8 protein-coding genes and 2 pseudogenes are annotated in these 9,346 nt (G+C 71.5%); 6 read left to right on the forward strand and 4 right to left on the reverse strand.

Annotated features, from left to right (window positions below; all coding sequences use genetic code 11):
* Positions 1–3,092, reverse strand: a pseudogene (locus L0H79_RS17590) (hypothetical protein); the annotation flags it as partial.
* Positions 3,093–3,200: 108 nt separating this feature from the next.
* Positions 3,201–3,824, reverse strand: a complete 624-nt coding sequence (locus L0H79_RS17595; RefSeq protein ID WP_301485948.1) for a response regulator transcription factor — start codon at positions 3,822–3,824, stop codon at positions 3,201–3,203.
* A 185-nt stretch (positions 3,825–4,009) separates the two neighbouring features.
* Between L0H79_RS17595 and L0H79_RS17600 the strand changes: the two genes are divergently transcribed.
* From L0H79_RS17600 to L0H79_RS17615, 4 genes are all read left to right on the forward strand, one after another.
* Complete coding sequence (locus L0H79_RS17600; protein WP_301485949.1) at positions 4,010–5,344, forward strand: hypothetical protein; 1,335 nt, start codon at positions 4,010–4,012, stop codon at positions 5,342–5,344.
* A gap of 108 nt (positions 5,345–5,452) precedes the next feature.
* The gene (locus tag L0H79_RS17605) at positions 5,453–5,977 is read left to right on the forward strand and encodes a Fur family transcriptional regulator (RefSeq protein WP_301485950.1); all 525 of its coding nucleotides are present in this window, start codon (positions 5,453–5,455) and stop codon (positions 5,975–5,977) included.
* Between the two features lie 56 nt (positions 5,978–6,033).
* A complete protein-coding gene (locus L0H79_RS17610; protein WP_301485951.1) occupies positions 6,034–6,294 on the forward strand; it encodes a type II toxin-antitoxin system Phd/YefM family antitoxin in 261 nt (86 codons plus the stop codon).
* A 3-nt stretch (positions 6,295–6,297) separates the two neighbouring features.
* Positions 6,298–6,753, forward strand: coding sequence for a type II toxin-antitoxin system VapC family toxin (locus L0H79_RS17615; protein ID WP_301485952.1), 456 nt, complete (start codon positions 6,298–6,300; stop codon positions 6,751–6,753).
* Here the strand turns inward: L0H79_RS17615 and L0H79_RS17620 are convergent.
* Entirely contained in the window at positions 6,748–6,879 is a 132-nt protein-coding gene (locus L0H79_RS17620; RefSeq protein WP_301485953.1) for a hypothetical protein, read from the reverse strand. The genes L0H79_RS17615 and L0H79_RS17620 overlap by 6 nt on opposite strands.
* A gap of 52 nt (positions 6,880–6,931) precedes the next feature.
* On the opposite strand from L0H79_RS17620, the gene L0H79_RS17625 reads away from it, so the two are divergent.
* Both L0H79_RS17625 and L0H79_RS17630 read left to right on the forward strand, forming a co-directional pair.
* On the forward strand, positions 6,932–7,603 hold the full coding sequence (locus L0H79_RS17625) for an MFS transporter (protein WP_301485954.1): 672 nt from the start codon (positions 6,932–6,934) through the stop codon (positions 7,601–7,603).
* Between the two features lie 2 nt (positions 7,604–7,605).
* Complete coding sequence (locus L0H79_RS17630) at positions 7,606–9,027, forward strand: aminotransferase class V-fold PLP-dependent enzyme (protein WP_301485955.1); 1,422 nt, start codon at positions 7,606–7,608, stop codon at positions 9,025–9,027.
* Positions 9,028–9,146: 119 nt separating this feature from the next.
* Here the strand turns inward: L0H79_RS17630 and L0H79_RS17635 are convergent.
* A pseudogene (locus L0H79_RS17635) lies at positions 9,147–9,346 on the reverse strand (hypothetical protein); the annotation flags it as partial.

The following is a 9,346-nucleotide window of genomic DNA, read 5'->3' on the forward strand; positions in this document are numbered from 1 at the left end:
CCGGTGACGGTGATCGGGATCTGGGCGGTGTTGTCGGCCGGCTGGTCGTCCGGCACCGCCGAGCCCACCCGCGCCGACAGGGCATAAGTGCCCGGGTCGATCGCCCGAACCTCGATCGTGATGGTCGTCGAGCCGGTCGTCACGGTGCCGAGGCGGCAGGTGACAGCGATGCCGGTCGGGGCGGGTTGCGTCTGACAGGACTCCGGTAGCACCGTCGGGGCCAGGCCGGTGGGAATGCTCACCTCGACCACCGTGTCCCTGGCGATGGCGGGACCAGCGTTGGTCACGACGAGGGTGACCGTCGAGCTCGCGCCGGGAGCGAGCGTCGTGGGTGACGCGGAGCCGGCGAGACCGAGCCGGGCGTAGGGCTGCCACGCGGGCTCGGTGTCGGCGCGCATGCCCTCGGTCACAGCGGTGGTCTGGGAACCGTCCGGCCGGATTCGATAGATGAGAGGCCGGTTCGTGAGACCGGCCTGCTGTCCCGCGAAGAGCAGCCAGGTGCCGTCGGGCGACCAGGTCGGGTCGGCGGCGCTCGACAGCTGCGTCCGGCCGGCGGTCGGGATGCTTCCGGTCGGCCCGTCCGCCGACTGGTCGCTGAATCCGAGCACCGTGTCGATCCGGGGCGTGTCGTCGGAGGCGGGATCTGTGGCCACCCGGTCGCCCTGGGCGTCGGCGAGGTGCACGACGCGCAGCCCGCCGCGGGCCGTGTAGGCGATGCGGAGGCCGTCCGGCGACCAGGACGGGCTCCGTCCCGTGATCGTGGGATCGCAGTCGCAGGCCTCGCGATCTGCGTAGCGCAGCTCGTGAACGGCCTTCGTCGCGGGGTCGAGAACCCACAGCGTCGGGCGCAGTCCGGCCGGCGGTGTGTCAGGGGCCCGGCTCGCGTCCGCGGCCAGCGCCGGCCGGGCTGCCGTCGGCGAATCACTCGGTGAAGGGCTCTCCGTCGGCGTCGGTGTCTCGGTCGACTGGGGTGGCGGGATGATGAACGTGAAGAGCTCGTCGGTGCTGACGGTCTGGGGCGGCTGCCCGTACGTGGCAGTGGCTTGGGTGGTCATGTAGCCGTACTGCCAGCCTCCTTCACCAGCGAGGCTGAGCCGGACCGCCTGGGTCGTGGCTGCCTCCGGTTCCAGCGGCCCGAGATCGCACGTCATGGTGCGGCTGCCGTCGGCCGGACCGGAGGTGCGGCAGTTCGACGCCCCCGCCGGCGCGAGCCAGTCGGGCACCTGCACGGTGAGTGTCACGGTGGCGGCCCGTCCACCGTCGTTGCGTAGCGTGATCTCGGCCGTGACCGTGGAGGCCGCCTGGCTGTCAGGCTGGAGCGTGCCCGGTGTCGTCGTCACCGAGAGCCTCGGGGTGTGGTCGACGGTTCGGGAGAAGACGATGCGGGACCCGTCGGGTGCCCACGAGGGCGACGCGTCCCAGGTCCTGCCGCCGCCCCGCCCGTCGGCGGTGGTCGGCTCGTTGTCGGTGACCTGCTCCGCCCGGCGTGAGGCCACGTCGGCAACCCAGAGGTGGGGCGCGATGGTGGCGCAGTCAGGGCACGGGTCGTAGCGCGCAAACGCGACGCGTGTGCCATCCGGTGACCAGGCCGGGTCGACGTCGACGGCTCCCTCGGGCCGGGAGCCGAGCAGGGTGGCGACATGCGCACCGGCCGAGTCCGCCACGACGATCTCGCGCCCACCGTCGCTGCTCGAGCGGCTCCAGGCAAGCCTGGTCCCGTCGGACGAGTATGCCGGAGACGTCTGGTCGACGCCGGCCGTGCCGGCCAGGACCCGGCGACCGGACCCGTCCGCGGCTTCGACCGCGGTGATGTCGGCGCTCCCCGACCGGCGCGTGTACCGCAGTATCGGGCTCATGTAGTAGCTGCGCGGCACCCACGCTGCGTGGGACTCGGCCAGTCCCGGCACCGCCGCAGGCTGGAACTCCGGGTCTGTCAGCGAGCAGTGGAGCACGTCGTCGGAGCCGACGTAGCACGACGCCGTCTTGACGTCACCCGCCGGGTCCGGCTCCGTGCTCGTGAACGCCAGGTCAGGCCCGGAGTTCGGAGACCACGCCGCCTCGGAAGCCTGAGGTGGCAGAGCCTGGCCCTCAGAGCCGCTGTCGAACGGGTCGGCCGGCTCGATGTCCCGAAGCCCGTCCACGTCCTCGAGACTCCACTCCCGAGGCAGGAGCAGGGTGCCGAGCGACCCGTCGGCCCGGAACCGGGTCGTCGTGAAGGTGATGGCGGTGTTGTCATAGACGACCCCGATCGCAGGCTGGGTCTCGGCCGCCGGATCGTCCGTCAGGCGCACCACGCGGCTCACCGTCCCGGTAGGTAGGTCGAGCCGGACGGCCCACAGGTCCCCGAGCGGGTCGGGCTGTTCCCCGTCGAGAAAGGTCCGCGTGCTGCTGAACACGATCGTCGACCCGTCCAGCCAGGCGGGCCAGAGGTCGACGCCGTCGTGGGTCCCGGGAGCGAGCCCGGACCTGCCCGTCAGCGGGAAGGACCCCCACTTGCCGCAGCGTCGCACGGACGCCTGCGACGCGGTCACGGCATCCGGGTCGTCGGTGGCCAGCCAGAGCCGGAAGCCGTCTGGGCCTTGGGCGGCATACGCGATCCAGTGCCCGTCCGGGGAGGGCGCCGGCTGCGACTCGATCGCATCGTCACAGGTCACCCGCTCGCCCGTGCCGCGAGCCGCGTCATCGCCCGTGGGTGCCGGGGCCGCGTAGACCTCGCCCGCGGCGTCGTCGCGCGTGCTGACCCACACCTCGAGACCACCCCCGATCGAGTCGTCGCCCTCGTATGCCGCCGAGCCGGGTGCCGCCGCCGCGGCCGGTGCCGCCGCGGCCGGTGCCGCGGAGGTGGTTGCCGCGAGCCCGGACCCTTCCCCACCCTGCTGCAGGGTGACGCTCTCGATCGACGACTGGTCGGAGGTCAGGGCGATCCGGGGCCCCACCGGTGTCGGCGCCGCCGTGGGTGCCCCATCGACGGGGACAGCCACGAGGGACAGCAAGAGCGCCAGGGCGAGGAAGCCCACGAGGGCACGCGCAGACGGAGCCAGCCCGGCTCGTCGCACCGGCACGCGCATGGCGAGCCTCCTCGCATCCTGCATCGGCGTCCTCCTCCCCACGCTCCCCGCCGAGTCGGTCTGTGCGAACCCGACGACCGGTCAACCTTTCGGGCAGCCACCGAGGGGCGAGCGGGCAGCACCGGTCACGGCTCAGATGAGACCTTCGCGCATCGCGTACGCGACCGCGTGCGGCCGGTTGCGTACCTGCAGACGGGTCGTGATGTCGTGCAGCACGTTCTTGACGGTCCGCTCGGAGTAGCACAGCCGCGAGGCGATCTCACCGGTGCTGTAGCCGTCGGCGACGAGCCGCAGGACCTCGACCTCCCGGTTGGCCAGGCCCTGAAAGGTCAACCCGCGTGGGCTGAGCACCTGGCGCTGGAGCTGCCCGACCTGGTCGAGCAGCCGGCCGAGCAGGTCGGGCGGCACCGTGCCGTCACCGGTCGCAGCCCGCTGGATGATGTTGACCATCCGGCCCGGCGTTGCCTCCTCCCGGCGGAGCAGACCGAGCACGCCGACCTCGATGGCGCTGACGAGCTCGTTGTTGCCGATCCGGCTGGCGATCAGGACGGTTCGCAGACGGCCACCACGCTGGATCCGCCGCAGCAGCTGGATGGTCGCGTCGTCGACGACATCGACGACGACGACCGCGACCTGGGCAAGGGCCACCTCGTCCTCCCCCAGTAGCCGCACCTCAGGGCGTGGGCGCAGCTCGGCGATGACACCTGCCGCGGAGATGGGATCCATGGCCTGGACGTGAACACCGACACGCTCCACGGCGACTCTCCTTCTTCCCCCGGCGTGCGTCGACCGGGAGAACATATGACGACATGTACGACTCGTGAAGCATGGCGCGGTGTCCTCTCCGGGCACTCAACGTCGCCTCAACGGGCAGGTCACCTGCCCTTTCGTGAGCCCTCTCGTCCATCGCCAGACCTGCCCGGCAACGCGACGCTGGAGGCATGAGCACGGTAGCCAGGCTGGATCAGGAGTCCGTGAGCCTCAACGCGGGGGACTCTGCGACCATCCCACTCGAGGTCCGCAACACCGGTGACGTCGTCGAGGACTACCAGCTCGAGGTCGTCGGCGTGCCGGCAGAATGGACGACGATCGCCGACCCGGAGTTCACCCTCTACCCGGGCACGTCGACGGTGACGACCCTGACCGTCAGCCCGCCACGGTCCTGCGAGGTGCCGGCCGGCCGGCTCAGCTTCGGCATCCGGGTCGTGCCGTTGGAGAACCCGGACGACACCGTCGTGCCCGAGGCCGTCGTCGAGGTCCTCCCCTTCCTCGACACGACGGCCGAGCTCGTGCCACGAACCTCCCGCGGGCGTCGCGGGGGCCGGCATCAGGTCGCCATCGACAACCGGGGCAACGTCCCGGTGACGGCGTTCATCGCGGTGACCGACCAGGCCGAGCAGCTCAAGGAGTCGGACACCGAGGGCATCACGGTGGCCCCTGGCCGGGCCATGTTCACGAAGATCAAGGTTCGCCCGGTCGAGCTGCACTGGACCGGGCCCCCCACGACGATCCCGTTCGTCGTCACTGTCACACCGCAGGACAGCCTGCCGGTGGCGCTCCAGGGGACCCATCTGCAGGAGCCCGTCATCCCGAAGTGGTTCGGCAAGGCGCTGCTGATCGCTTTGGCCACCCTGCTCGCCCTGGCGGCGATCTGGGCCTGGCTGCTCAAACCGGCGGTTCAGGCCGCCGCCCGCGACGAGGCTGCTGACGTGGCGCGCCAGGAGGCGCAGGCACAGGCGAAGCAGGTGGCCGCCCAGGCCGCGGAGGCCCAGAAGGCGGCGACGGCGGCGCAGGTCGCGCAGGTCAAGGCTGCGGCAGCCGCCCAGAAGGCGGACACGTCGAACAAGCAGGTGCAGGTGGCCGTGACCGGCGGCGTGCCTCCGCGGGTGGTCACGGCGCCGTTCTCACTGCGTCTGGCGGTGACCGATGCTCGGGCAGGGACGAGCGGCACCGATGCCTTCACGATCCCCAAGGGCCAGAGTCTCAGCATCACCGACTTCGTCCTCGAGAACCCCCAGGGCGACGAGGGGCTGCTGCGCGTGTCCATCGGGAGCAAGATCATCCTCGAGCAGGCGCTCGAGAGCTTCCGGACCACGGACTACCACTTCGTGACTCCCTTCGTCGCCGCGGGCGAGTCGAAGGTGACCCTCACCGTCCAGTGCCGCCTGCCCGGCGCGCCACCCGGCGTCACACCGGCTCCGACGACGTGCCGCGACGCGGTGACGATCGGGGGGCCTCGGTCCCAGCCCGCCCCGAAGCCGACGAAGAAGCCGTGACCTGACCTCATCTCACCGATCCCCTCCCGTATGCCGCTCACCGAGGTCATCGGGCCAGGGTGCCGGTGCGCTGGGCGGCCCCTTTCCCAACGGGCAGATAATGGCCCGATGGAGCACGCCGGCCCGACCCCGCGGGTGGCAACGGCATTGGCGCGGCTGCGGGAGCTCGGCGAGCGGGTCACGCCGGCGCGACGGGCAGTGCTCGAGGTGGTCGATGCTGCCGACCGGGCCGACGAGCACCTGACCGCCGAGCAGATCGGTGCCCGGGTCGCCGAGCTCGAGCCGTCCACGCACCGGGCGACGCTCTACCGCGTGCTGACCTCTCTCTGCGACGCCGGGGTGCTGTCGCACATCCACGTCGGGGGGAACGCGACCGTCTACCACCTGGCTGGGCACCCAAGCCGGACGAGCGAGAGCGGCTCGGGCACAGCGGCATACGCGCCCGGCGAAGGTCCTGCCCACGGGCACGCGCACGTGCGCTGCCTCGTCTGCGGACGGGTCCAGGACGCGCCGACAGACGTGCTCGCCGTGGCAGCGGACCGGCTGCGGGCCACTCTCGGCTTCGAGATCGACACGGGTCACGTGGCGCTGCTGGGCACCTGCGCCCGGTGCACGGGCAGCCAGCCCGGTTGACCTGTCACACCGGCAGATCAGTACATTCCAGTTGGGGATGGTTGTACTCTTGGTTCATGGACGTCGCGGTCAGCACCCTGCGGGCAGAGCTGGCTCAGTGGATCGAACGGGTTCGCGCCGGCGAGGAGGTCGTGGTGACCGACCGGGGGACGCCGGTCGCGCGGCTCGTGCCCGTCGACTCCGCTCCCCTACTGGAGCAGCTGACCCGGCGGGGTGTGCTGACCCGGCCGCGGCAGGGACGTCCGACGGCTCGAGGGGCACGCAGGTCGCGACCCAGCGGCTCGGTGTCCGACCTCGTCAGAGAGCAGCGCCGCTGACCCATGCCGATCGTGTACTTCGACAGCAGCGCCCTGGTCAAGCTCCTGGTCGAGGAGGACGGGAGCGAGATCGCCGCGGCGCTGTGGGACGGCTGCGACGCACCGGTCTCCAACCGCCTGGCTCATCCCGAGGTACGCGCTGCGTTGGCGGCAGCCGCCCGCGCGCACCGGTTGAGCCGGGCCGGGCGAAGCCATGCCGAAGCCATGTGGGAGGAGTACTGGGCGGCCCTTCATGTGGTGGAGCTGAGCGAGGCGATCTCCAGTCGGGCCGGGCAACTCGCCGCGATGCATGCTCTCGGCGGTGCCGACGCCGTCCACCTGGCGAGCGGGCTCGCCGTCGGGGCCTCCGCAACCGTCTTCGCCGTGTGGGACGCGCGGCTTGCCACGGGAGCGCTACGAGCAGGTTTTCAGGTGGCACCCAACCATCCTGACGGGAAGGCCTCGATCAAGGCGTCATAGGTCCGCCCCGGCCTCGAGAAGGGCCTCGATGCCGCGACGGGCGAGGCGGACCATGGTCGGGTTCGTGTCGAGGTAGTAGGGCAGCGCGATGACCGCCTGCGAGGCGACGGCCCCACGAGCCCGCACCCCGGTCAGCCGGCCCGTCGCGCACGAGCAGGTTGGGCGGGATGAGATCGGTGTGGACCCAGCGCGGCGGCCCCGGCCAGTGCGAGACCGCGAGCGCCTCGTCCCAGATCCGGGTCAGCGCCGCGGTGTCGGCGAGGCCGACGTCTGCGTCCGTCTCGCACTGCCGGGTGTCGACTACGTCTCGACGTGGATCATCGGCACGAAGCTGTCCGCGACGATCCTGTTCGTCTGCTTCGTCGCGCCGGCTCTCGTCGTCACGCCGCTGTGGCAGCGCTGTGGCCTCAACCACGACAAGAAGCGCGGCTACCTGCTCGCGTCGGTCCTGCTCGGGGTCGGCGCCCTCGCGGTCGCCACCGCCCGCAGCGTGCCCACTGCCGTCGGCTACGCGGCCGTCACGGTCGTCGGTGTCGGCTACGCGGGCGCGCAGCTGTTCCCCCTCGCGATGCTGCCCGACGTGGCAAGCCGCAACGCCGACGCGCAGACGCGAGTCGGCCTCTACACCGGGATCTGGACGGCCGGGGAGACGCTCGGGCTGGCGCTCGGCCCGGCCCTGTATGCCGCCGTGCTCGCCCTCGGCGGCTACGTGTCCTCCCGAGCGGGCGTCGTCGTCACCCAGGGCGAGCAGGCCCTGACGGCGATCGTCGTCGGCTTCTCGGTCGTCCCGGCCGTCCTCGTCGGGCTCTCGTTCATCCCCCTGGCCCGATTCCCCCTGACGAGAGGATGACCATGGACCTGAGCATGGATGCCGACGAGATCCGGGCCCGCCTGACCGCGCTGCGGACCCACGACCTGCCGACCCACGGTGGGCGTACCCTCGCCTACGTCTACGACTCGGGCCTCGCCGATGCCGATGCGCTCGGGCGGGAGGCGCTGGCGATGTTCGGCTCGAGCAACGGTCTCGACCCGACGGCGTTCCCGTCGCTGCTCGCCATGGAGCAGGACCTCGTGGCTCAGGCCGGCGAGCTGCTCCAGGCCCCAAGCGGTTTCGCCGGTGTGGCCACCTCGGGCGGCACCGAGTCGATCCTGCTCGCAGTCCTCGCGGCACGGGATGCGCACCCTGATGTCACCACGCCGCGCATGGTGCTGCCGACGACCGCGCACGCGGCCTTTCACAAGGCAGCGCACTACTTCCGGGTCGAGCCGGTCCTGATCGACGTCGATCCTGAGAGCAAGCGCGCCGACCCCGACGCGATGACGGCTGCCATCGACGAGCGGACAGTGCTCGTCGTCGCGTCCGCGCCGTCCTACGCCCACGGCGTCATCGACCCGGTCGGCCCGATCGCGGCCGCCGCAGCTCAGGCCGGGGTGCGGTGTCATGTCGACGCCTGCATCGGCGGCTGGGTGCTGCCCTTCCTGCGTGACGACGAGCCGGACCAGCCGCCGTGGACCTTCGCCGTCGAGGGTGTCACGAGCATCTCGGTCGACCTGCACAAGTACGGCTACACGCCCAAGGGGGTCTCGCTGCTGCTGCACAGATCCGCCGACCTGCGGCGTTCCCACTTCTTCGCGTCGGCCTCGTGGCCGGGCTACACGATGCTCAACACGACGATGCAGTCGACCAAGTCGGGTGGACCGCTCGCCGCGGCCCGGGCCGTCGTGAACCACATCGGCCGCGACGGCTACCGTGCGCTGGCCCGCCGGGCACGCGAGGCAACCCTCGCGATCGCGACCGAGGTGAACGGCATACCGGCGCTTTCGCTTGCCGCGCAACCCGACTCGACCCTGGTGTCGGTCACGACGGACGAGACCTGCGACGTCTTCACGATCTCGGACGAGCTGCTCGCCCGAGGCTGGTACACCCAGCCGCAGCTGGCGTTCGGCGACCTGCCCGCGACGTTGCACCTCAGTGTCAGCGCCGCGACCGCAGACCTTCTCGACGAGCTGTCCGGCGACCTTCAGGCCGCTACCGACGCGGCTGTCGCGGCCGGCCCGGTCGCATCCGGCGAGGAGCTCGTCGTCGCGGCCAGTTCGGTCGACCCGGCACACCTGGACGGCGAGACCATCGGGGTCTGCTCGCGGTGGCCGGGATGGCAGGTGACGACGGGTCCCTGGTCCTGCCCGAGCGGATGGCGCCGCTCAACGCGCTGCTCGACGCCCTGCCCGCGCAGCTGCGCGAGGCGCTGCTCCTCGGAGTGCTCGACCGGCTGACCCGACCGTCACGGGTCAGGGCAGATCCCGGCGCATGACGAGGCGGGGCAGCCCGCTCGCCACGGCGTCTCTGCGAGCGCGAGCATCCTCCGCATTGCAGATTCGCCTGCCTTGTCGTGTCACGTGTCGGCGCTGTCGGTGGCGGTGAGTTCGGTGATGGTGCGCCGCAGCCGGTCGAAGGCCGGCTTGGGGGTGTAGTCGTCGCGCAACACCCCGAACCGGTGGAACGGGTCGTCGCGGCTGCTGTCCGCGTCGCGCAGGGTGAACAGCTCCCAGTGGGTGAGGTTCAGCTCGCGCCGGTGTCGATGCACACTGCGCA

This window comes from Intrasporangium sp. (genome assembly GCF_030452765.1).
In the GTDB taxonomy this organism is placed as follows: domain Bacteria; phylum Actinomycetota; class Actinomycetes; order Actinomycetales; family Dermatophilaceae; genus Intrasporangium_A.

Coding starts and splice junctions, on each gene's coding strand:
- L0H79_RS17600 (WP_301485949.1), top strand. CDS start 4,010: ATGAGCACGGTAGCCAGGCTGGATCAGGAGTCCGTGAGCCTCAACGCG.
- L0H79_RS17605 (WP_301485950.1), top strand. CDS start 5,453: ATGGAGCACGCCGGCCCGACCCCGCGGGTGGCAACGGCATTGGCGCGG.
- L0H79_RS17610 (WP_301485951.1), top strand. CDS start 6,034: ATGGACGTCGCGGTCAGCACCCTGCGGGCAGAGCTGGCTCAGTGGATC.
- L0H79_RS17615 (WP_301485952.1), top strand. CDS start 6,298: ATGCCGATCGTGTACTTCGACAGCAGCGCCCTGGTCAAGCTCCTGGTC.
- L0H79_RS17630 (WP_301485955.1), top strand. CDS start 7,606: ATGGACCTGAGCATGGATGCCGACGAGATCCGGGCCCGCCTGACCGCG.